Here is a 22,107-nt window from a genome sequence, read left to right as displayed (position 1 = left end):
CGCCGTACGACGGGTGAGGGGTACGTTCACAGCCGTACCGGGCCGGGACCGCGGATGGTTACGGATCTGGGCCCGCTTCCGCAGGCAGGCCGCCATGCCCGGCAGCCCTGCAAACGCCAGAGGCCGAGGGCGTCGGCGCCTTCGGTCCCAGGATGAGGTGTTGAAAGATATGGGCCGGTGCCGGACACGGACGGGGCGTGGAATCCATGACGGAACAGGAGACGCGCCGGAAGCGGCGCGCGCGCTTCGAGGGACTGGCGCACGTGGTGACGGAACCCCTGCACCGGTACGTGTTGCGACGAACGGCCCCTGACATGGTCGAGGACGTTCTGTCCGAGACGATGCTGGTGCTGTGGCGTCGCATCGACCACGTACCGGGGCTCGGCACCGGCTCCCTGCCCGATCGCGATGACGTGCTCCCCTGGTGTTACGGGGTGGCGCGGGGCTGTCTGGCCAATGCCCGTCGGGCGGATGGACGCAGGCTCCGCCTGGTGGAGCGGCTGATCGGGGTGCAGCAGGAGTCTCCGGCCGTGGCCACCGATCACGGCGACCTGCACGCCGCGCTCGACGCGCTCGGAGAGCTGGATCGCGAGGTGGTGCGGCTGTGGGCGTGGGAAGGGCTGGCGCCACGTCAGATCGCGGAAGTGACAGGGTTGACGTCCAATGCGGTGAGCCTGCGGCTGCACCGGGCGAAAAAGAAACTCGCCAATCAGCTGCAGCCGGGGCGAAAGAATGCCGAGCGCCCCGGACACAAGATGAGTGAAGGAAGGAGCAGTCAGTGAATGACGACGAGTTGCTGGCCCTGCTGAGGGCCGGGGATCCGGCGCTGACCTCACGAGCTCCGCTGCCCGACGCCAATCGTCTTGTGGAGGCCGCCTTGCAGACCGACGCCGTAATCCTGTCCGAGAACACTGCCACCGACACCACAACTCGCACAGCGAAAGCCGCCGCAGGAAGGGGACGCCGACGTCTCTTCGGGCTCGCGGCCACTGTCGCACTGCTTATCGGAGGGGGTATCACCGTGGGAATCACAGCGAATTCCGGCGACGGTCACTCGGCCACAGCCAACACCCCGCTGTCCCTCACCCTCGCCGGGGACGGCAACAGCAAGTGCGCCGCACCTGTTCCCGATCAACTGGCCGGCTACCCGACGCTCTTCTACGGGACGGCCACCTCTGTGAAGGGGCCCCTGGTCACCTTCCATGTCGATCACTGGCTGCGCGGCGGTGGCACGGACACAGTCCTGGTGAACAGCGACCCCGACCTTCCGGAAAGGCTGACCTTCACGCTCGGTGAGCATTACATCGTGGCAGCCGACGAGAACGACACCATTCCCGTATGCGGAGCGAACTGGGCTTCGGAGGAGACCTGGAAGGAGTTCCGCCAGGCGCTCGAAAGGTAAATCACGCTGACCCAGAACACCCAGCACCAGCCTGCTGTGGGGGCGACTGCCAGGCCGAGGCCGGTGTCGGCCATTCCGCCCACGCGGTAACTCGTCATCAGCAGGCTGGTCGTCAGCGCAATGGAGGGCTGGGGATCTTCCTTCAGTCGCGTGGTGGGCTCGGGTCGTCCGTTCCTGGCGACGGCGGGCCGATCCAGTTCGGTCCCTGCACGTCGAACCGCTTGCCGTAGTCCTCGCCGGGCAGTGGTTCCATGGGCCCGGGACCGGCCCGTAGTCCGTCCAGCAACAGCCGGAGATAGCGCCGCCACAGCTCGGGCTGTCCGCTCCGCTCGGTCACAGCGGCCAGCATCTGCTGGATCATGGCCAGGTCCCAGGGTTCCGCGTCCGCACGCAGAAGACCCTGCTCCTTGGCCCGCTCGACGACGCGGTCGACGTTTCGCCGGATCTGCTCCTGGTGTCGCAACCCTGCCGGCACCGCGTGGTCACTGTGGAGCACGACCGCGCGCAGGCCGAGGTCGAGAGCCTGCAGTTCGGCCACGCGCTCCAGGCTGACCGTCAGTCCGCGCCATGCGTCGCTGTCCTCCGCCCCCTCCCGGGTCGCTTCCTCGACGCGCGCGAACATGTCGTCGACCAACTCGTCGATCAAGGCCTGTTTGTTGGGGAAATGGCGATAGGCCGTCCCCACCCCGAGCCCGGCATGGCGGGCGACATCGTCCAGCGTCGCCTTCAGACCGTGATCACGGAACACCTCGCGTGCAGCCGCGAGGAGCTTGCGGCGGTTCAGTTCCCGGTCGCGCCGCGGCTTGGGCGTACGCGCCCCGCCGGAACCGTCGCCCTCGCCGGATGTGGAGTGTGCCGCCATGCAGGGGTCTCACTTTCGGGGGGCGCGATCTTCCTGGCACATCGTACGACCGCACCATCCGCAGGTCCTGCAGCGTCGGCAGGTCACCGTCCTCGCACACCGCATCGAAATGGAGATTCAATCTCCGTTTCATGCTACGGTGGCGGCACGCCAAAGCGGAGATCCCATCTCCGCATGTGTTTCCGCTCGATACGACAGGAGAAGGCGCGATGTATGCACACGATGCGGTTGCGGGCCAGGGCATGAGGGAGCGGCGGCGATGGCCTCGACGCCAGGGGCGGATCGCCGCTTTGACAGCGGTCACAATCGTGGCCTGTGTCGGTCTGGCCGGCTGTGGAGCAGATGACTCTTCGGCCGGATCATCCGCGTCGGCATCGACGTCGGCCTCTGCATGTCCGACATCCACATCGGGAGCGCCGGGAGGTGGCGGCGCACCCGAGGGGATGCCCAGCGGTGTGCCGTCCGGAGCCTCGGGCGGTGAGGGCGCGAGCTTCGTTCAGGCGAAGACGATCAAGAAAACCGACAACAGCACCAGCACGGTCATCAACCCCACCGGCCCGGCAATCACGTGCGGCACGTCGGCGGTCACGGCGACCGACGACATCACCTACTCCTCGCCGACCACCCACGGCACGAAAGCCGACCTGAAGCTCGACGTTCAGGTGCCCAAGTCCTCGGGCAAGAAGCCTCTGGTGGTCTACATAACAGGCGGCGGCTGGATGTTGTCCGACCGGACCGCCAACCTGGATCAGCGCACCTACGTCGCCGACCAGGGCTATGTGGTCGCGAGTATCCAGTACCGCACCACGGCCAATGGCGCCACGTACAAGGACGCTCTTGCCGACGTAAAATCCGCCATCCGCTACCTGCGGGCCAACGCCGACACGTACGGGATCGACGCGGACCACGTCTTCGTGTGGGGCCAGTCGGCGGGCGGTTACTTGGCGGCCATGACCGGCGTCACCAACGGCGACAAGACGTACGACGTCGGCGATCACCTCGACCAGAGCAGCCAGGTCCAGGGAGTGGTCGACGAGTTCGGCCCGGCCAACCTCTCGGAACTCGCCTCCGACTACGACCAGGCCGCCAAGGACAGCAACTACGCTGCGGGCAACGCGGCCGCGCAGTGGATCTACGGCTCCGGGACCACCAAGTCCATCAAGGAGTACAGCCGCCAGATGGCCGCCGCCGACCCGGCCACCCACATCTCCTCCTCGACTCCCCCCTTCCTTCTCCTGCACGGCGACGCCGACCCCTTGGTCTCGCCCAGCCAGACACTGAATCTGTTCACCGCCCTCAAGGACGAGGGTGTCGACGCCGAACGCGTGGTGCTCACGGGGGCAGGTCACGGCGACATGACTGTCACGGCGGCCTCTTCTTCCGCCTCTCCGGGCGGCCCCTCCGACTCCGCCGGTTCATCCGCCGACGGCAGCGCAAAGCCGTGGTCCACCACGAAGGCGATGAACTTCATCACGGACTTCCTGGCCGGCCACACCGAATAAGCCGTCGCTGACGGCTCATCGACGACCACCGCGACCCGTTGCGGCACGGGGCCCACGTCCTTCATGGCACAGCGACGGTCGCTGTGGCTCCGTACTGGATGAGGGGCCCGCTTCAGAGCAGCTACCTTGGGCCGGCCCATCACCTCACTCATGCGGAGGGAAGGGGCGTGTGGGCGTCGAGGGCCGCCGCACGGAGGGCGGCGGCTACCCGCGTCACGGCCTGAGTCGGCGGGGCGAGGAGACGGGCGAGGAGCAGGCGCCGCTGTTCCTGTGGGCCGCCGCGGACGGGGAGGACGCGTACTCCGGGAGGTACGGCGGAGACGAGTGAGGCGGGAAGGGTGGTCAGTCCGCAGCCTGCGGCGACGAGGTGGAGTTTGGCCAGCCAGTCGCGGGCGGTGTGGGCGATCTCGGGACGCTCGTCCAGGCCCGGCCACACGCCCATCAGGCGGTCCTCGCCCGATGAGGACCCGGCGATCCAGCGCTGCCCCCTCAGATCGGCCACATCTACGTATTCGCCGCGGGCGAGGGGGTGCGTGGCGGGCACCGCGAGACGCAGAGGGCGTTCCGTGAGTGTCTGCAGTGCCAGTGGAGGCGACTCGGTATCCGGCGCGCGGAACGGCGGTGCCGAGGCAAGCAGAGCCAGATCCAGGCTGCCCGCCCGCAGCGCTCGGACCAGAGCCGGAGTGCCGCCCTCGCGGCCGACGACGTCGAGTCCGGGGTCGCTTTCGCGCAGTGCGGTAAGAGCTCCGGGCAGCAGCACGGCGCCGGCACTGGGCACCCACCCCAGACGGACCGTCCCGGTCTGCTCCGGCCGGCCGGACAGTTCCCTGGCGGTCGCGGCGATCTCGTCGAGCACGACGGTCGCGCGGCGCATGACGACATGGCCCGCGGGCGTGAGTCGGGCACCGTCGCGCCGACGCTCCAGCAGGTCCGTGCCTGCCGCTCGCTCGATCGCCGCGATCTGCCGGGAGACCGCGGACTGGGTGTAGCCGAGCGATGCCGCGGCCGCGGTGAAGGTTCCCTGCTCGGCCACGGCTCGCAGGACGCGCAGTGCGGTCAGTGACACATCGGTGAAGTCCATGATGTTTACGCATGCTAGCTGTGCCGAACTCTCGTTGGACTCATGGATCAGGGGTTTCTAGCGTGGACGTATGACCACTTCACGCATCGCCCTCGTCACGGGGGCCAACCAAGGTCTCGGCCGGGCCTTCTGCGAAGGACTGGCGGCCCGCATGGATCCGCAGGACCTGGTCCTGCTCACCGGTCGCAGTCAGCAGCGAGTGGCGGACGCCGCCCGGGAAGTCACCCAGCTGTCCGCTACCCGTGCCCGTGTCGAAGGCCGGGTCCTGGATGTCACGGACACCGACGCCATCGCCCGTCTCGCCGAGGATCTGCGGGCCCGGTACGCAGGGGTGGACGTCGTCATCTCCAACGCGGTCGCCCGTCTGCTTCCCGAGGAGTCACAGGCCGAGCGGGCCGACGAGTTCATCGACGTCTCCAACACCGCCACCCACGCGATCCTGCGCTCCTTCGGCCCCGTGCTGCGCCCGGGCGGCCGACTGCTCGTTGTCGCCAGCAGCCTGGGCACTCTCGGTCACCTGGACGGCCGGCTGCACCACTTGTTCGACGGCGCGAGCCTGGACCAGGTCGAGTACACCGTGGAGTCGTGGCGCAGCGCCATCCACCACAAGACCGCCGCGGAGGCGGGCTGGCCGCTGTGGCTGAACGTGCCCTCGAAGGTGGCCCAGGTCGCCGCCGTTCGCGCCGTCGCCGCCGAACGCCGTGCTCGGGACCTGGCCGACGACACGCTCGTCGCAGCCGTCTGCCCCGGCATGGTCGACACCGCGACCTCACGCCCGTGGTTCAGCGACTACAGCCAGGCCCAGCCTCCCGCCCGGGCCGCTGAAACCGTCCTCGATCTGGTCTTCGCCGAGCACGTCGACCCCGCTCTCTACGGCGAGCTCGTGCGCTTCGGCAAGGTCGTGCCCTGGCACGACGGCACGCCTCCGGTCGAGCAGGACGGAATGCTCGTCCCCTGACCGCACGAACCGCCGTCCGCCCGCAGCGCCCGTGGGCGCTCCAAGGCCAAGCCTTTCAGCAAGGAGTCCATTCATGAGTGCCATCACCACCCCGTTCGGTTTCGCCAGCACCGCCGGCGAGGTCGTGTCAGGAATCGATCTCACCGGCCGCCGTACGGTGGTCACAGGCGCCTCCTCCGGAATCGGCACGGAGACGGCCCGCGCCCTGGCGGCCACCGGTGCGGCCGTCACCCTCGCCGTACGGGACGTGGCAGCGGGCGAACGCGTCGCCAAGGACATCACCGGATCGACCGGCAACCAGGACGTGCGGGCCGTGCATCTCGACCTGACCGATCCCGCGTCCATCACGGCCTTCGCCACCACCCGGCAGGGCCCCCTGCACGTCCTGGTGAACAACGCGGGCGTCATGGCCTGCCCCGAGCAGTACACGGAGCAGGGCTATGAGTGGCAGTTCGCCACCAACCACCTGGGCCATTTCGCCCTCACCACCGGCCTGCACGGCGCGCTGGCCGCCGACGGCAACGCCCGTGTCGTGGTGGTGAGTTCCACCGGCCACCAGCAGTCGCCGATCGTGTGGGACGACGTCAACTTCGCCTTCCGCCCCTATGACCCGTGGCTCGCCTACGGACAGTCCAAGACCGCAGGCGTCCTGTTCGCAGTGGAGGCGACCCGGCGCTGGGCCGACGACAACATCACCGCCAACGCCCTGATGCCGGGCGCCATTTACACGAACCTGCAACGACACACCGGCGGCCGGGGCAGTGGCCGTGTCCCCGCCGAGCTGATCAAGTCCGTCGGACAGGGCGCCGCCACGTCGGCGCTCCTCGCCACCTCACCACTGCTCGAAGGCGTCGGCGGCCGCTACTTCGTCGACTGCAACGAGACTGAGATCGTCGACCGGCGCTCCGGCAGCCTGCACGGCGTCGCCCGCTACGCCGTCGACCCGACGGGCGCCCGGCGCCTGTGGGACCTGTCGCAGGATCTCCTTGCCGACGCCGCCTGAGCGTCCGGGGACCAGGGGCCCGCGGCCTTGAGACAGCAGGCACCGTGGCGCTGACGATGTGTCGTGCGGCCTGCCCAACCCGACACCGAAACCGGCAGCTACCGGCGCCAGGCCCGCCCCGGCAACGGGATCCACCGGGCAATCGACAAGGCCGACCCCGCCCGGTCGGGCCCCCCGGCCCCCCCCTCAGCAAGCGCCGGACCCCCTGCCGAGCGGAGACAACCCGGCACGTCGTACTGAACCCCGTCGTCTTCCACGCCAGCTGCCAGGACCACCACTGCCGGCATCTGGATGCGCCTTCAGCCAGGCCGTCGGCGGCGCTGCCTCACGACCGGGCAGGACGTCGATGGGGTGGTGGCCTTCACCGTCCGTGATCACGGTGGCATACGTGTAGCCGCGGCGTGTGGCGAAGACATCGACCCCGAGGACCCGCGGCGTACTGAACTGCGGGTCCGGCAAGGCCATCACCCGGCGCAGGAGCGTCATCCGCCCGACAACGAGGCCCAGTTGGGACGCCAGCCTCTTGCCGGACCGTCCGGCCAGCGCGAGCCCGATACGCTCCAGAACCCGGTCGAGCCGGATGGTGCGACGCGCAAACAGACAGGTCAGCCGCACGAACGTGTGCGGGTCGCGTCGGATGGCCAAGGGGGCATCCGAGTTCCGTGCGACAGCCGCCTACGCTCTCTCGGTATGCAGCGCAGCAACGTCACGCGGGACGACGGCACGTGGGTGGGCCTGTCCTTGGACGTGCAGGACCGGCACCAGCCGGGACTGTGTGTGTTCAGTGCCGGGCCGCGACTGCTGATCTCCCAGCTGTCGCGGCCTGTGCTGCTTGCCGTTGTCGAAGAGCAGCTCGGGGGCGTGGATTTCTGGCGCACCGACGCGTACCGCCCCTTTGTCCCGCCGCTGCGTGCCGATGTGGCTCGCGCCCTGGCGGGCAGCGCGCAACGGTGGGCTCACCGCTTCGCGCAGTACCTCATCGACTCACCGGACAGCCCGTTGCACGAGGGCCGGTGGCTGCTCTCGTGTGAGAGTCCGCTCCGGCGCTGGCGTCACCCCAACACTTCGCATGCCGAGTACTGGAGCTCGATGCTCGTCGACGGTCATCCGGACGGATACATCGACTGGTTCATCCATTCTGGGGCGTGGGAGGTCCTTCCGCTGCGGCCGATGCCCGACGCCGACGACAGCCGGGTCAAGGCATACCGCAAGCAAGCCCGTGAAGGAACGCTCCCACCAGTCCTGTTGTGGTGGGTCAGTGGCCTGGACTGCCATCTGATCCTGGACGGACACGCGCGGCTCGCCGCGGCGATCGCCGAGTCCATCGAACCCCCGCTGCTGCAGTTGCACCGCACGGTGCCGCGCGGCGACCTGGCCGCGCGCGTCGATAAGGCCGTGAGCTTCTACGAGAACGAACTGGCACGCTTCAACGAACTCCGCGCCGTCCACGGCCCCACCGTCCCGGACGGCGCCGCCACCGCCGGCCCACAGCTCGTCCGCCTCCTCCACGACCTGAACACCGCGGAACAGCCGACCTGGGCCTGGCCCCTGCCCGGCGGAAAGGACCAGTGGCGTCACATCGCACGCGAAGTGACAGCCGGCCAAGACTTTCCCATCATCTGAATCCTGCCGAATCCCTCCGTCACGTCCCGGGACACCGCCCACCGCGAGCGCGCCATACAAGAGTTGCGGAGCATCCCGGCTGTCTGAAAGTGCCCACCGGCATTGCGGAGACGTCCGCCCCTGCTGCCCTCTCCCGTGGGCCCCGCGCGCCGCTGCCTCCGCCGGACACCGCACCGGGCGCCAGGCAGAGCACACCGATATGGGTACCGAAATACGCGATCCTCGGCGGAGGCCTGCTCGGGTCCAAGGGAGCGAACCAGTCGAACGGCACGAGGTTGACCAAGCCCAGCGCCTGGTGGACGTGGCTGCCGACACTCTGTCCCGAACTACTGCTTCTGGTGCAGGTGCGAAGTCCGCAGTCAGAGGTGACGCCCGGCACGCGCGCGGGCAGGTCTCGGTTGCAGGCCGCTCCCGCGCGCGGATGGGCGGGTACTCCCCGGCGGTTCCGTCACGAACTCAACGGGACGGCTTGACCGGGGACCGCATGCCGAGCCACTGCTCGGCGCCACATGCCTCGAACCGCTCCACCTCGGCAAACCCCAGCTTCGCCGCGAGACGCATCGAGCCGACGTTGGCGGTCTGAGTGGTGAGCACCACCGGCTCGCCAGGAAGCGTGTCGGCAAGCCAGCCGAGTGCCGCCGCGCACGCCTCAGCAGAATCTGGCCGATCATCGACCCGTCGAGATCAACAACGAAACTCCCAGGCCACCCAAGACACAGGCCCCAGATCCTCCACCCGCGGCACGCTAACAGATGGTCAAACAAGCTAACGGGAAAGGCTTAACGCCACCTAGATCCGAACCCAAACAGGACTAGCCGAGTTCCTTGGGCCCGTAGTGGGCGGCTGCCGCTCCTGTCTCCAAGGCCCAATAGCGGTCTCCGTATGACCAATGCCACCACTCTGTGGGGTAGTTGACCAGGCCGACAGCGGTGAGCGCAGTACTCAGGATGTGCCGGTGAGAGCGAGCAGCGTCGTTGATGTTGTCGGCCTGCGTGTAGCAGGCGCCCGCACTCTCCTCAGGAGTCGCGTTCATGCGGGTGCCCATGTCGAGTTCATGGCCGTCGTCATCGGCCAGCGTCAGGTCAACGGCGGCTCCAGCGCTGTGCGGTGCGATCTCGGGCGGCGACACGTAACGGCTGGCTGCTGAGCGGACCTGCTCAGCTGTCCATTCCGGATGCTCGGCCCGCAGTTGGCCTGCGTATTCGTCGAAGTAGTGGCGTTGAAGGGATGGTGGGCGATACCCCTCGACAAACAGCAGCCGCATCCCATGAGGCAGATGTGCCTGGGCCTTGAGGAGACGGTCGAGCACTCCTGCCCGCAGGTAGGCGAAGGCGCCGGCGGAGTCCTGCCACTTCCGCTTGTCGACCAGCAAGGCACTGTCTCGGCGCACATCCACAAGCGGCTCACCGCACTCCTGAACAGGCACCGCTGCGACCTTCGGGTCCGACATCAGAACGATCTCAGTCATGACACGATCATCTCGTGGCCTTGCGCCCCCTTCAGCCTGGATCTTCCGAGCTGCCGTGACAACGCGTGTCCCAAATCGGGTCAGTTCATGGCCGTGCCGCGTTCAGCTCGTTCGGGGAAGGGCTGTCTGAGGTTCGCTTCGAGGCAGTTGACCTGGATCACCCTGGCGGATTGGAGGATGCCGAGGTCTCGGGCCGCTTCAGTGAGGGTGCTCGCCGTTGGCGCCTCCCGTGTGGCCAGTGACTGGCATCGCTCACAGAGCAGAGACGCCGGGCTGGGTCGGCGCCTGACCAAGCGCTGGTCTCGGCCGCCAGTGGCGCATTCCGAGGAACAGCGCTTTCTCGCCCTGCCGGGCGGATGAACTGGAATTGATACTCCAGGCGCACCGGCAAGTCCCGGTGCTGCGCTACTACGCGGCTCTGCCCATCCGTGAGATCGCACAGCTCCTGGACGTCCCCGAAGAACCATCGAGAGCCGCTGACACGCGGCTCAGGCAGTGGTGCGGGCGCGGCTGCGGCAGGTGGAGTCGGTCTGACATCATCTCGTTAACCGGCCCGGAGGAGGACCACAGTTGCGGCTGGCCCTCGGCACGATCCGTGAAGCGGCCAAGGACGGCGGCAGTGGCTCTGCGCAGGGTCCACGCCGCGTCTGGATGAAGCGTCCCGGCACGATTGCCGGTGCGTTGGTCGCTGCGGCGGCCATCGGCCTGGTTTTCCTGGCGTACGGGTTTGCTGATGATGGCTCGGACGGTTCCCGGCAGGATCAGGGACGGGCCCTGACCGACGTGGAACGGATTGCCTGCTCGCCGAAGATCGTCGAAGGAGATGTCGAGGCGATCCAGGAGCACCCCGAACAGGCCGACGCCGTGAAAGTCACGCTCACCGTCACAGACTGGATCAAACCGAAGCAGGGAACTCAGCGACAGATCCAGTTCACCACCATGAGCGCCAATTGGAAGGGCGAGCCTGCCTACTCGGCGGGGGAACACCTGCTGGTGGTTGTGATGGACCGTCCCGACGAGCCGGCGGACACCTTCCGGGTCGACGGGGCAGGGACATCACGGACCCTGGCGGCCGTCCGCAGCCGGATCGACAAGGATCTTCCCGCGGCAACAAAGACGGAGTGCCCTGCCTTCTGGCGCAATCGAGGCGAGTAGAGCACGGGGTGCCCGGACAGTTGACCTTGCACCGGCTGTGGTGCGATGGGTCCAGCGAGGCAGAGGTTCGGACGTTGATCTGGCGATATCCCGGGTGAACCCCGTTCAGGCGGTATGGGTGCCGGAATCCGTGATCATCGGCGCGGGCCTGCTCGGGTGCGAAGGCAGTGAACCACCCCAAAGCGACCTCCTATCGCGCGGCCAGCCGGCAGCCGGTTTCAGCGGACTGATCGTGCAGGTAGCGGGACTGTTCCAGAGGCGTGAGAGTGGTGTCGATGGCCTGGCAGATGTTGCGGATCGCGTGGGCCGGGTCGGGCAGGTCGACGTTCCACAGCCCGACGGAGCTGCCCGTGTCGATGGCCAGGGTTTGTCCGTCCGGGCTGAACGCGACTGCTGCGAGTGAGCGGGTCGGCAGGGTGATGCGGGTCTGGCTGGTGGCGAGATCCCACAGCTGGACTCCTCTGACGCTGCCTGCGGCCAGGGTGCGTCCATCGGGGCTGAACGCCAGCGACGCCACCTCACCACTGGCGCTGAAGCTGTCTTGGAGCCGGCCGGTGCGCCTGTCCCATGTGCTCACGACCCCGCTACTGCTTGCGGTGGCCAGGGTGTGCCCGTCCGGGCTGAACGCGAGAGACATTGTGCTTGGGCGGCTCGGCTTGATGGTGCGCTGTGTGCGGCCGGTTGCGGTGTCGAGAAGCGTGACCTGGTCGCCGCCGTCCTTGATGTCCACGACGGCAAGTGTGCTGCCGTCCGGGGTGAACGCCACGGCCCTGACGGACTCGCCGGGGCTGGTGTGGGCCGTGTGTAACGCGCCAGTTGAAAGGTGCCAGATCCGCACCGTGCCTTTCTCACCGACGATGGCGAGCCGTGTCCCGTCGGGGCTGAAGACCGCCGTGTCGATGACGCTCAGGGTAAGGGTTTTGAGTAGACGGCCCGTGGCAACGTCCCGGACCTCGATCCCCCTGTTCTTGGCGGCCCGGGCAGCCAGGGCGCGCCCTGCCGGACTGAACCCCACGGCCGCGAGGCGGGAACCCGTGTCGGGCGACTGTTTTCCGCGGTCTGCCAGGTCCGTGTCGAGCGCCAGGGTTGCTTTGCAGTCGCCGGTCCTGATGTTCCAGAGCTGTATTGACCCACGGCCGGGCGGCCCTTGGCGGACCGTGGCCATCGTGCGTCCGTCCGGACTGAACGTCATGTCGGCGATGTATGTGCTCGCATGGCCCGACAGAGTCGTCTGAGGGCGATCGGCAGACAGTCGGTGGACGCGGATGGTGGGGTCCACGTTGCTGCTGGTGACCAGGGTGCGGCCGTCCGCGCTGAGGGCCATTTTCAGGGCCCCTTGTCCGTGGTGACCGGCGGTCACGGTGGCGATCGCTGTGCCGGAGGCGGTGTCCCACAGTCGCGCTGTGTCCCCCTGGCTCCGGGTGGCGAGGGTCCGCCCGTCCGAGGCGAAGGCCATGAGCCCGACGGGGTCGTCGCTGATGGTGCGCCGGACCGTGCCGGTGGCCACCTCCCGCAGTTGCATCAGACCGTCGGTGCGGGCAATCGCGTATGTCCGGCCGTCCGGGCTGAAAGCCACCGAAGCGCTCTTGCTTCGGCTGTCGTGGATGGTCCGGGTGCGGCCGGTGGCGAGGTCCCACAGCTGCACCCGTCCGTTGCGGCCTGCCGCGGCGACCGTCCGTCCGTCCGGGCCGAATGCGACCGCCTCTGGGTCGCTGGTGAATCTGTGCCGTGGGCGGCCGGTGGCCACATCCCACACCCGTACAGCCGCCGGGGAGGAGGTGGCCACGGTGCGGCCGTCAGGGCTGAAGTCCATCCCGCGTACCGCACCGTCGGGGACGGTGAAGGTTCTCAGTTTCCCGCCGGTGACCGGATCCAACAGGCGTACCAGCCCGCCGCTGGCGACAGCGAGGGTGCGTCCGTCGGGGCTGAACGCCGCGACTTCGCCGCTGTCGTAGCCGGCGAGCGTGTTTCGGAGCCGGCCTCCGGGCAGGCTCCAGATCCGCACCTTGCCGTCTCGGCTGTTGGCGGCGACGGTGTGTCCGTCCGGGCTGAGGGCGATGGAATCCACGGGTTTGGTGCCGCCGGTGAGGCGCTTGCGCAGCGGTAGAGCCGCGGCGGCATACAGGGCGGCGGTCGCTTCGCGGGTCGGGTTGGTCCGGTAGGCATGGACAGCAAGCAATGAGGCGAGGTCGGGTTCGGAGTCCAGCAGTGCGCTGGACTGGGCGGCCAGTTGCCGGGACTGGGCGAGGTGTTGGGCGGTGACCGCGTTCTGCCACTGCCCCACGGCGAGGCCGGCGGCGACGAGGGCGAGGCACAGGGCGGCGATGACCGCGGTGAGCACCAGCCGGTACCGGCGACGGCCCTTCTGCTCGTGGTTGCGGCTCGCGTCGAGGAAGGCGTGCTCAAGGTCGTTGAGGTCTTCGCGCGGTGCGCCGCCGAAGTGTTCCTGGGCGGCGGCAAGTCGGCTTCCCCGGGACAAGGCACCTTCTTCGCGGCCCAGTTCCTGCCAGGCGTGTGCCGCTTCGGTCAGGTTCCGGTGCACACGCAGGCGTTCGCGGTCCTCCTCGATCCACCCGCGCAGCCGGGGCCAGGCCGTGATCAGGGCCTCATGGGCTATCTCGACCGTGTCGCCGTCCAGGGTGAGCAGCCGCGCCCCGGCGAGTGCCTCCACCACCTGGCCGGTGTCGTCCCCGCCGGTGCCCAGCAACTCCGCGCGCTCGACGGGACGGCGGGTGTCGGGGGTGCCGTCGCCGGGGGCGACCAGGCGCAGCAACACCCGGCGGGCGGCCGCCGCCTGGTCTTCGGTGAACCGGCCGTAGAGCGTCTCGGCGGTCTTGGCGATCGCGCCGTCCAGGCATCCGGCCGCCTCGTACCCGGCCATGGTCAGTGTCTTGCCGCGACGGCGGTGCCAGGTCTCCAGCAACGCATGGGACAGCAGCGGCAGCCCGCCCGGTGCGTCGGCAACTTCCTTGACCAGCCGGGCGGTCAGGGCGCGTTCCACGTGCAGTCCGGCGGCCGTGGCCGGCTTGACGACAGCGTCACGCAGTTCTGTTGGGCTCATCCCTCCGGCCAGGAGGTTGGCATCGCGCAGTGCCTCGGCCAGGTCACGGTGCTCGGCGCAGCGGCCGTAGAAGTCGCCGCGCACCGCCAGCAGCACCCGCAGGCGGCTCTCAGGCTGCCGGGCTGTCAGCAGCAGATCGATGAAGCGGGCGCGCTCGGCGGCATCGTGGCAGAGGGTGAAGACCTCCTCGAACTGGTCGACGATCACGACCGTGTCCGCCCCAGCGCTGCCGTCGCCGGGAACTGCGCGTGTGAGGAGGGGGGCATGGGTGCGGGCGGGACGTTCGCCCGGGGTGAGGATCCGGATCGCGGCCGGACGCAGGTCCGGTTCCTGAGTCTGTCGGAGGGCGGGTATCAGGCCGGCCCGCAGCAGGGAGGACTTGCCGCTGCCGGAAGGGCCGAAGACGGCCGCGAACCGGTGACGGCGCAGCAGGCCGACCAGGTCGGCGGTGAGTTGTTCCCGGCCGAAGAACAAGGCGCTGTCTCCGGCCTCGAACCGTGCCAGACCCCGGTACGGCGTGAGCGATCCGTCGTCGACCTGGGAGCTGTCACCGGCTATCTCCTCCGCCGTCTCCTTCCACCGGGCCTCCCATTTGACCAGGTCTCCACCGCACGCCCCCACGTAGGCCAGGGCCACCGGCAGCGTCGGCAACTGCTCGCCGGCTGCCGCCTGCGACAGCGTGGTCACCGAGTAGCCCGCCCGCTGCGCCAGCGACCGGTAGGTGATCCCGTCCGCGTCCGCCCTCAGCTTGCGTAACTCGAACGCGAACCGCTGCACCGGTCCCGCCGCCGGATCCACCGGCACCTCACGACGACCCCCCACACCCTCACCCCTCCAACTGCCCCTGCATCAGAGGGGGCAGCCAATTCATGTACCTCGATGGCACCCGAAAGAGCTCGCGTGCCGCGTTTCATTGTTCGGCCGCCAGAACGCTACTGCCGAACAATGCGCCAGCCGCTGAACTCGGTGATGCGAGCGGCGCGGAGAACCGCTCTGTCGTATCCCTGCTGGTCGTCAGCGGCCAGCAGGGCGGCCTGCAACCGCGCCAGCAGGATCGAAGGCTTCGCGCTCTCCCCCACCCAGTGCGGGCCACACCGCACCCGCCCCACGACACGCCCAACCAACACCTCACCCAAGAGGACTCTGTCTGCGCATGCAATCCCCACCTCTCCTCCCCACTTCACCGGAAAATTCACTCTCCGCAAGATTTCGATTACTCAAAGTCCTCACGGTGGCCGGTTCGTCGCGGTTGGGCTGGCTGGACGCCTTGCGCGGCATCGCCGCGCTCGTCGTGGTGTTCGACCACTCGGCGTACACGTTCATGGCCGACTTCCGGAGGGAGTTGATGCCGCAGTTCAACACGAGCCGGTACGGCATCATGGTGTTCTTCCTGGTGAGCGGCTACATCATCCCTGCGTCGCTGGAGCGCCGTGGCTGCGTCCGTACGTTCTGGATCGGACGGATCTTCCGCGTGTACCCGCTGTGGGCGGCTGTCCTCACCGTGCTTCTTGCCGTCAACCTCTTGGGCATTGCGGAGATGCGTGACCTCGGTCAGCAGAGCGCGGCCGCCGTGGCGGTCGCCCACGCCACCATGCTCCAGGAGTTACTGGGGACACCCAATCTCCTGCTCATCCTGTGGACGCTCTCATACGAGATGGCCTTCTATCTGCTCGTCGTCGCACTTTTCTCGGTCCGCCTTCACCAGCAGTCTGCGGCGGTCGCGGTCACCCTGGCCGTGCTTGCCACTGTGAGCGTGATCGCAGGGGTGGTGCTGCCTGCTTCTGCCCTGTCATGCCTGGTCGGCACCGGCCCACTCATCGCCTTCGCCTCGATCGCGATGGGGATCGCCATCTGCTGTGCGAGCGCCAGGCCACCCGTGCTTCGAGTGTTCGGAGGTGTGTTGGGCGGGGCGCTGGCGCTCGCACTGGTCCTGCTCAATGGCACGGTCCCGCTATGGGAGGGGCTGGTGATCCTCGCCGTGATGTTCCTCGGCACCGCCGTCTACCGTGCCGACAACGGTCAGATCACCTGGCGCTATGCGGCTGGCACCGCCGTCATGGTTGTCGGCTGTGCCGTGGGGAGCGCGTACTGGTACGGCGACGGTGACCACTTCACACGGCGCGGCTGGATCGTCGCATTCCTGCTGGCTGTACTCACCTTCGGCGCCGGACTGGCGACGCGCCACCAGCGCATACCGCGGATACTCACCGGATTGGGAACGATCAGCTACTCGATCTATCTGGTGCATCCCGTGCTGCTGACGGTGATCGACAGCACCATCGGCCGACGGCGGCAGGACAATCTCACGCTCGAAGCGGCGTTCTTCACCGTGCTACTGCCTCTGTGCCTGCTGACCTACCGCTACATTGAAGCGCCTGGCCAGGCCTTGGGCCGCAGGTTGGCCCGCCACACGCAGCCGCCGTGACGAACGCTCGTTCCGCACACCTTTGCGGTGCCACTGCTGACGCGTGTGTACCCGATCCGGATCGGCTAGGGCTACTACCTGGAAGCCAACGGCCCGGTGGCCAGCAAACCGTACATGCTGTTGCGGAAGGCGCTGGCGCGGTCGGGAGCGGCTAGGGCTGCTCTGGTCCGGGACAACGCGATCGTCCTGCACGCGATGAAGTGGGACGACGAGATCCGTGGCCCCGCCTCGCTGGCCCCGAAGGCGGTGGAAGTGACCGATGAAACTGGAGTTCACGCGGGTGCCCCAAGATGGTCGGCCGCCGGTTCGGCGCAAGTCTGCAGGTGAGCATCCTGCGCGGGGCGGTCCCAAGCGGGCGCGGGGTTCTCGTACTTACGGGCAGACTCCGCCAGCGGAGCCAGAATCTTGCACGGCCATGCGGGAATCCGGAAGCCGCTGCTCAGGCGATCCATCCCTCACCGTGTCGGTGGCGGTCCAATCCCACAGCGGAGAACTCATCCTCTCCGGTGCTCGCCACGACGCCCATCCGTCGAAGCGCCTGTGAGATGGCGCTGCCGGCTGGCGGAAAGGGCTGGCCCTCCTGTACATGGAGCGGGCCCAACACGATGGTGCCGCCATCCCACACGGCAGCCTGCTGCTCGCCCACCCCGCCGAAGTACTCGGCTTCCACGTAGGCCACCGGCCCAGCGGTCGACCAGTCAGCGAGGGTCTTCTCGAACCCTCCCGGCAACCGCCGGAACCCCAAAGGTCCTGCCTCGCTGCCATCCGTGACGGAATCAAAGAGGGCGTCTGTCATCGGCATCAGCGACAGGCCCTGTCCGAGCGATGCCAGCCGAGCATCAGGCAGATCCTGCGCAGCGGCGCGCAACACCTCTCTGCCGACGATCACTGCTTGCAAGTCATAGCCCATCCCAACACCCCTTCACCGATCCGGAGGCCCCATTTTGGTGCACGTGTCGAAGCCGAACCCGTGCGGCACCCCGGCTTAAACAACCGCGCCCCCCAGCGGCGACGCGACCTGGGTGAACTGCCGCGTCCGGCCTGGACGTCGACCAGATGGTGCCGCTCGCGGAGGGTTGGGACAGCGGCGCCTCCGGCTGGACGTCGCAGCATCGCGAGGCCTACGCAACCGACCAGGATTCCGAGACGTCCCTGGTCGCCGTCACCGCCCGCTCCAACCGCAGCCAGAGCGACCAGGACCCGGCAGAGTGGTGCCGCCTGCCCCGGCGACGCGGTGCGCTGCCAGTACGCCTGCGAGTGGGTGGGCACCAAGCTGCGGTGGGGCCTGGCCGCCGACAACACCGAACTCGCGGCCCTGCAGGACATCGCTCTCGGCTGTCCGCTCCAATCCGTGACATACGGAGCCCGCCGCGTACTGCCCCTGCGCAGACAGAGCGCGGCCCCGGCTGGACGCGGGAGTCCAACCGAGGCCGTGAGCGCGAGAGTGGGTCCGTGCCGGTTCTGTCACCGCGGCACGGACCCACGCTGAACCTATGCCGACTTTCCGGAAGGAGGTCCCGGAGTCTTGCAGAGCGGTGCCACGGTGGTAGGTGGTGACAGTGAGCGGGTACAGCGGACGTGTCGGGCATGACCGGTATGGGCCGTCCTCCCGACCCCGTGGCGGGAGGACGACCCCGGCCCTTTCCGGTGGCCGCCCGGTCAGTACAGCTTGTTGACGGCCGTGGTCGTCGTCTTCTTGAAGGCGGTCACGGGCGCATTCTTGAAGTCGCCCATCTGTCCCCACTGGACGACGGTGACGGTCCTGCCGTCCCGTCCGACCGACAGCAGGGCGATGTCGGTGGCGCCCGAGGACGTCTCGGTGTGCAGGCCGCGGACGCGGGCACCCTCCTCGACCGGCAGCGTGCCATAGTCCCGGCCCTCGGCCTCGACGTCGGGCGAGGACTTCTCGATGCGGTTGGCGCAGGTGCGGATCAGGTCGTCGTAGTGCTTCGCCAGGGCCTTGGCCTGGGTGGCCGTGCCCGTCACGACGGTCAGCTGCACGGCGCTGGTGTCCAGGTCGGTCCGGAACTCCCGGTGCCGGTAGTCGTAGTCGAGCACGCCCTCGGTGCTCACGCACAGGCCCAGTGCCTCCGGGAACCCCTCGGTGACCGGTCCGGCGGTCCAGGACGACGCCGGGTGCGGCGGCAGCTGTGACGCCGAGAGGAACGTGGGCACGGCGGCCTTCGGCGCGGCGCCTGCGGCCGGCGCTGTGAGGACCATGCCCGCCGCCAGAGCGGCGACGGTGAGTGCGGTGAGAGCGCTCGTTCGGATGCGCATGGACATGGGTGTTCCCCCGTGAATGAGTGCGTGGACATGGATGCCCCGGCGAGGCCGGCTGGTCGGCCCGGGCCTGCTCGGTGCGACACCAAGAGCATCAGCCGTCACAGCCACCGGGCGCAACAGCCACAGGCTGATCCAGCACCATGGAACCATCCCATCCCCTCTGACCTGCAGATACATGGGGTGCCTGGGATAGCGTCCCCGGCCGGGTGAGGACGTACGAGGACGAGGAAAGCCTGTGTCGGCACACAATGACGGTGACGGCATCCACGAAGTGGCGGAGTTCGCGGCGCCGTTGCGGGCGCTGAAGGAGCACACGGACCGGAGCCATGGCTCGCCGGCCCGCCGTCCGGGCATGAACACCTCGACCCGGCACCGCTACCGCGCGGGCGACGCGGTGCCGCTCGACTGCTCTCAGGTGGTCTAGGGCCAGGTGCGTATCAGGGCGGCGATCCTGGCGGCGGTAGGGACGGGATCGCGCAGTGGGTCACGCCGGGCGATGGCGTGGAAGGTAGCAACTGGTACCAGAGGCAGAATGTCCCTTCCCCGACCCGCCCGCGGCCGCCGCCACTCATCACGCAACCGCAGCAGCAGAGTTCCGGGGCGTCGTTCGCGGTCAGCTCACGCAGAGCGACCATGCGGGCAGTCCTCCTGAGGAACTGTCCTGCGGTCGAGTGCTCCGACCGGGAAGGTCACCAGGTTTCGCGACGGCGCCTTGCCGGGAACCGTACCCGTCGCTGCCGTGTCCGCTCTCGGGCCGTTCGTGGGAAGGGCGCTTCAACCCACGGGGGCTATTTCAGGGCTTCCAGGTACGCAGGTAGGAGGCGATCCGGGCGGCGGTGCAGCGCGGGTTGTTCAGCTCGTGGGCGAGTGCGGTGAGCTGTTCGCGGGTGGGGCTGACGGGGATGTTGCTGGCCTCGAGATACATGACTGCGGCGGCACAGGCGACGGTGAGGTTGGAGCGCTCCAGCCAGCGGCATCGGCCCAGGGTGTGCACCAGGGCGGCGGCACGGGAGTAGGCGCCGTCGTAGACGGGTGTGTCGAGGAGTTCGCCGCGGTGGCGGGCGACGGCGGCGATGGGGACGCCGTAGTCGTCGGCGGCCGGGTCGCGGTGGCCGGCCCGTTCCGCCACTTCGAGAATCCAGGATTCGTCGACGTGCAGGATCACGCGGCGGCGCCCGGCTGCGACTCGGCGTAGGGAGCGTCGAGCTGCTGCTCCAGATCGTCGAGGAACATGCCGTGGTCGTCGATGAGCCGCTGGGCCGCAACCATACCGGCGGCTCGAGCACCGGTGGTGTCCTCGATGATGAGCCGCTCCACATACTTGTTGAAGTCCAGCCGGCGGGCGGCCGCGGCAGCCTTGCCGGCCGCGAGCACATCCTCTTCAAGCCGGACCTGCGTCTGCTTCTTCCCGGTAGTCACACCAGCATGGTAGCAGGGTGGTAGCAGGCAAAGGGTGCGGGGCAGGATCCCACTCGGTTGTCCGTTCCCTGCGCTTCTGAGGGTTAAGGCTCACGCTCGTCGCCTGAACCTGCCGCCACCTTCCGTCCCAGCCCTTGCCGTATCTATCGACTTTCGATAGGTTCCCATCGTTGTTCGATGGGAGGATGGGCCGTGGGAAAGCTGACAGTGCGTGCGCTGCGCGCCGTGCTCGGGGTGGTGCTTGCCGGCACCTTGTTCGTGCAGGCAGGGATGGTGTGGGTGTTGGTCAGCGGGAACGATCCGGAGGACGGGTCACTCCCGCTGACCCCGCTGCGCGTGATCACGATCCTGGGCATGGTGTCGGTCCAGGTCGCCCTGGTCTGCGTATGGCGGCTCGTGACGATGGTGCGACGCGGAACCGTGTTCTCCCACGCCGCCTTCCGGTACGTGGACGGCGTGATCGGCGCGATCGTGGCGGCCGCCCTCCTGTGGTTCACAGTCACGGCCGTCAACGCACCGGGCCAGCGGGACGACCCGGGCGTCACCGTCATCATGGGCGGGATCGGCCTGGCCATCCTGGGGGTCGCACTCATCGTGCTCGTACTGCGGATGCTGCTCGCCCAGGCCGTCGCACGCGACTTCGAAGCGACACAGCTGCAGGACGAGTTGGACGAGGTGATCTGATGCCGATCGCCGTCGACATCGACGTGATGCTGGCCAGGCGGAAGATGTCCGTGGGCGAGCTCGCGGACCGCGTAGGGATCACGCCCGCCAACCTGGCGGTACTCAAGAACGGCCGCGCCAAGGCGGTGCGCTTCACGACGCTCGCCGCGCTCTGCGAGGTGCTCAAGTGCCAGCCGGGCGACCTGCTGCGCTGGGAGGCCGAGGACGCCGCAGTCGGATAGCTGCGGTGGATCCCCGCAGGTTGGAGGAGGTTTCGATCTGTATAGGCGGCGGGAACAGGTCCGGACGGTCCGAGCAGGAGAACGCGCTCCGAGCCGGATGGGGCGGGTACCGGCCTGCGGTTGTCGGTGTGGCCTACCGACCGGCTGCTGAGGAGCGTGGCCGACGCCAAGGACGTGACCCAGGACGTGACCTAGGACATGACCCAGGACGTGTGGCTGCGGACGGCCGGAGCGGAGGGTGTCGCGGCGCCTTACTCGTCCGTGAAGTGCGCGAGTGCGGTGATGACACGCTCGGCGATGTCCGGCGGCCAGGGGAATGAGGGGGCAGCGGCTCGCTGGTGGGCGAGTCCGTGCAGGCCGAGCCACAACGCGACCGTGTCGGCGGACACGTCGGTGCTGGTTGCGCAGCCGGCGGTCACGCAATCCTGGAGGGCTTCGGCGAGCCGCCGCATGCTCGCCCGGCCGAGCGTGACCACGTCCTCCTCGGTCACGGAGCTCTCGTTCAGGTCGGGCATCCACACTCCCCCGAACATCGTGCGGTAGCGGCCGGGATGAGCTTGGGCGAACTCCAGATAACTCCGGCACAGCGCCGTAAGCCGCTCACGGGGTGCGTCGCCTTCGGCGTCCACGGCGGTGCGCAACTGTTCGTCCAGCTCGGTGAAGGCGCTGCGGACCACGGCCAGCATGATGGCCGGCTGATCCGGGAAGTGCCGGTAGATCGAGGGGGCGGCGATTCCGACACGGCGGGCGACCGAGCGGAGGGTGATGGCGCTCTCGTCGCCGGTCTCGTCGAGCAGGGCGACCGCCGCGGCCACGATCTCGTGGCGCAGCCGATCGCCCTCTCCGCGGCGGTTGCGAACGCGGACGCGAGTCGGTGATGCGTCGTCTGCCATATTGTTATCTTACAGCGCAAAACTTATGGGCGTTACCTTTGCGCCGTAAACATTAACCCCCTTAGCC

At 68.4% G+C, this 22,107-nt stretch carries 20 protein-coding genes and 1 pseudogene; 11 read left to right on the top strand and 10 right to left on the bottom strand.

Annotation, left to right across the window (positions count from 1 at the left end):
• The first annotated feature begins 206 nt into the window (after nucleotides 1–206).
• A complete protein-coding gene (locus ACFWXQ_RS23770; RefSeq protein ID WP_383942973.1) occupies nucleotides 207–782 on the top strand; it encodes an RNA polymerase sigma factor in 576 nt (191 codons plus the stop codon).
• Nucleotides 779–1,402, top strand: a complete 624-nt coding sequence (locus ACFWXQ_RS23765) for a hypothetical protein (protein WP_383942943.1) — start codon at nucleotides 779–781, stop codon at nucleotides 1,400–1,402. Before ACFWXQ_RS23770 ends, ACFWXQ_RS23765 begins: the two co-directional genes overlap by 4 nt.
• A 142-nt stretch (nucleotides 1,403–1,544) precedes the next feature.
• On the opposite strand, the gene ACFWXQ_RS23760 is transcribed toward ACFWXQ_RS23765, so the two are convergent.
• Nucleotides 1,545–2,264 carry a TetR/AcrR family transcriptional regulator gene (locus tag ACFWXQ_RS23760; protein WP_383942941.1) on the bottom strand — a complete coding sequence of 240 codons (720 nt, stop codon included), beginning with the start codon at nucleotides 2,262–2,264 and terminating at the stop codon, nucleotides 1,545–1,547.
• 455 nt (nucleotides 2,265–2,719) lie between these two features.
• Between ACFWXQ_RS23760 and ACFWXQ_RS23755 the strand changes: the two genes are divergently transcribed.
• The gene (locus ACFWXQ_RS23755) at nucleotides 2,720–3,766 is read left to right on the top strand and encodes a prolyl oligopeptidase family serine peptidase (protein WP_383942938.1); all 1,047 of its coding nucleotides are present in this window, start codon (nucleotides 2,720–2,722) and stop codon (nucleotides 3,764–3,766) included.
• A gap of 148 nt (nucleotides 3,767–3,914) precedes the next feature.
• Here the strand turns inward: ACFWXQ_RS23755 and ACFWXQ_RS23750 are convergent, their stop codons facing one another.
• Nucleotides 3,915–4,847 carry a LysR family transcriptional regulator gene (locus ACFWXQ_RS23750; protein WP_383942935.1) on the bottom strand — a complete coding sequence of 311 codons (933 nt, stop codon included), beginning with the start codon at nucleotides 4,845–4,847 and terminating at the stop codon, nucleotides 3,915–3,917.
• A 70-nt stretch (nucleotides 4,848–4,917) separates the two neighbouring features.
• Between ACFWXQ_RS23750 and ACFWXQ_RS23745 the strand changes: the two genes are divergently transcribed.
• From ACFWXQ_RS23745 to ACFWXQ_RS23735, 3 genes are all read left to right on the top strand, one after another.
• Complete coding sequence (locus ACFWXQ_RS23745; RefSeq protein WP_383942932.1) at nucleotides 4,918–5,805, top strand: SDR family NAD(P)-dependent oxidoreductase; 888 nt, start codon at nucleotides 4,918–4,920, stop codon at nucleotides 5,803–5,805.
• Nucleotides 5,806–5,878: 73 nt separating this feature from the next.
• Nucleotides 5,879–6,808 (top strand): SDR family NAD(P)-dependent oxidoreductase, encoded by a 930-nt coding sequence (locus ACFWXQ_RS23740; RefSeq protein ID WP_383942929.1) that lies wholly within the window; start codon nucleotides 5,879–5,881, stop codon nucleotides 6,806–6,808.
• 351 nt (nucleotides 6,809–7,159) lie between these two features.
• Nucleotides 7,160–8,431 (top strand): hypothetical protein, encoded by a 1,272-nt coding sequence (locus tag ACFWXQ_RS23735; protein WP_383942926.1) that lies wholly within the window; start codon nucleotides 7,160–7,162, stop codon nucleotides 8,429–8,431.
• Between the two features lie 456 nt (nucleotides 8,432–8,887).
• On the opposite strand, the pseudogene ACFWXQ_RS23730 reads toward ACFWXQ_RS23735, so the two are convergent.
• Nucleotides 8,888–9,138, bottom strand: a pseudogene (locus ACFWXQ_RS23730) (GNAT family N-acetyltransferase); the annotation flags it as partial.
• A 104-nt stretch (nucleotides 9,139–9,242) separates the two neighbouring features.
• Nucleotides 9,243–9,899, bottom strand: a complete 657-nt coding sequence (locus ACFWXQ_RS23725; protein ID WP_383942923.1) for a M15 family metallopeptidase — start codon at nucleotides 9,897–9,899, stop codon at nucleotides 9,243–9,245.
• A gap of 570 nt (nucleotides 9,900–10,469) precedes the next feature.
• Between ACFWXQ_RS23725 and ACFWXQ_RS23720 the strand changes: the two genes are divergently transcribed.
• A complete protein-coding gene (locus ACFWXQ_RS23720) occupies nucleotides 10,470–11,054 on the top strand; it encodes a hypothetical protein (protein WP_383942921.1) in 585 nt (194 codons plus the stop codon).
• Between the two features lie 190 nt (nucleotides 11,055–11,244).
• Here the strand turns inward: ACFWXQ_RS23720 and ACFWXQ_RS23715 are convergent, their stop codons facing one another.
• Entirely contained in the window at nucleotides 11,245–14,937 is a 3,693-nt protein-coding gene (locus tag ACFWXQ_RS23715) for a helix-turn-helix domain-containing protein (protein WP_383942918.1), read from the bottom strand.
• Nucleotides 14,938–15,346: 409 nt separating this feature from the next.
• Here ACFWXQ_RS23715 and ACFWXQ_RS23710 point away from each other — a divergent pair, with 409 nt between their 5' ends.
• A complete protein-coding gene (locus ACFWXQ_RS23710) occupies nucleotides 15,347–16,540 on the top strand; it encodes an acyltransferase family protein (protein WP_383942915.1) in 1,194 nt (397 codons plus the stop codon).
• 439 nt (nucleotides 16,541–16,979) lie between these two features.
• On the opposite strand, the gene ACFWXQ_RS23705 is transcribed toward ACFWXQ_RS23710, so the two are convergent.
• Together ACFWXQ_RS23705 and ACFWXQ_RS23700 are read right to left on the bottom strand one after the other, a co-directional pair.
• Nucleotides 16,980–17,450, bottom strand: coding sequence for a hypothetical protein (locus tag ACFWXQ_RS23705; protein ID WP_383942912.1), 471 nt, complete (start codon nucleotides 17,448–17,450; stop codon nucleotides 16,980–16,982).
• A 749-nt stretch (nucleotides 17,451–18,199) separates the two neighbouring features.
• Nucleotides 18,200–18,823 carry a hypothetical protein gene (locus ACFWXQ_RS23700; RefSeq protein ID WP_383942909.1) on the bottom strand — a complete coding sequence of 208 codons (624 nt, stop codon included), beginning with the start codon at nucleotides 18,821–18,823 and terminating at the stop codon, nucleotides 18,200–18,202.
• Between the two features lie 235 nt (nucleotides 18,824–19,058).
• Between ACFWXQ_RS23700 and ACFWXQ_RS23695 the strand changes: the two genes are divergently transcribed.
• The gene (locus ACFWXQ_RS23695; RefSeq protein WP_383942906.1) at nucleotides 19,059–19,247 is read left to right on the top strand and encodes a hypothetical protein; all 189 of its coding nucleotides are present in this window, start codon (nucleotides 19,059–19,061) and stop codon (nucleotides 19,245–19,247) included.
• 369 nt (nucleotides 19,248–19,616) lie between these two features.
• Here the strand turns inward: ACFWXQ_RS23695 and ACFWXQ_RS23690 are convergent, their stop codons facing one another.
• On the bottom strand, nucleotides 19,617–19,988 hold the full coding sequence (locus ACFWXQ_RS23690) for a fic family toxin-antitoxin system, toxin component (RefSeq protein WP_383942903.1): 372 nt from the start codon (nucleotides 19,986–19,988) through the stop codon (nucleotides 19,617–19,619).
• Nucleotides 19,985–20,242 carry a hypothetical protein gene (locus tag ACFWXQ_RS23685; RefSeq protein WP_383942900.1) on the bottom strand — a complete coding sequence of 86 codons (258 nt, stop codon included), beginning with the start codon at nucleotides 20,240–20,242 and terminating at the stop codon, nucleotides 19,985–19,987. The genes ACFWXQ_RS23690 and ACFWXQ_RS23685 overlap by 4 nt, the downstream gene beginning before the upstream one ends.
• A 192-nt stretch (nucleotides 20,243–20,434) precedes the next feature.
• Here ACFWXQ_RS23685 and ACFWXQ_RS23680 point away from each other — a divergent pair, with 192 nt between their 5' ends.
• Both ACFWXQ_RS23680 and ACFWXQ_RS23675 read left to right on the top strand, forming a co-directional pair.
• Nucleotides 20,435–20,926 carry a DUF2975 domain-containing protein gene (locus tag ACFWXQ_RS23680; protein WP_383942897.1) on the top strand — a complete coding sequence of 164 codons (492 nt, stop codon included), beginning with the start codon at nucleotides 20,435–20,437 and terminating at the stop codon, nucleotides 20,924–20,926.
• On the top strand, nucleotides 20,926–21,147 hold the full coding sequence (locus ACFWXQ_RS23675; RefSeq protein ID WP_383942894.1) for a helix-turn-helix domain-containing protein: 222 nt from the start codon (nucleotides 20,926–20,928) through the stop codon (nucleotides 21,145–21,147). Before ACFWXQ_RS23680 ends, ACFWXQ_RS23675 begins: the two co-directional genes overlap by 1 nt.
• Nucleotides 21,148–21,398: 251 nt before the next feature.
• Here ACFWXQ_RS23675 and ACFWXQ_RS23670 read toward each other — a convergent pair whose 3' ends face one another.
• Nucleotides 21,399–22,040, bottom strand: a complete 642-nt coding sequence (locus ACFWXQ_RS23670; protein WP_383942891.1) for a TetR/AcrR family transcriptional regulator — start codon at nucleotides 22,038–22,040, stop codon at nucleotides 21,399–21,401.
• Between the last annotated feature and the right edge of the window lie 67 nt (nucleotides 22,041–22,107).

This window comes from Streptomyces sp. NPDC058697 (assembly GCF_042715345.1).
Taxonomy (GTDB): Bacteria; Actinomycetota; Actinomycetes; order Streptomycetales; family Streptomycetaceae; genus Streptomyces; species Streptomyces liliifuscus.
This window is presented reverse-complemented; position numbering and strand designations above follow the sequence as displayed.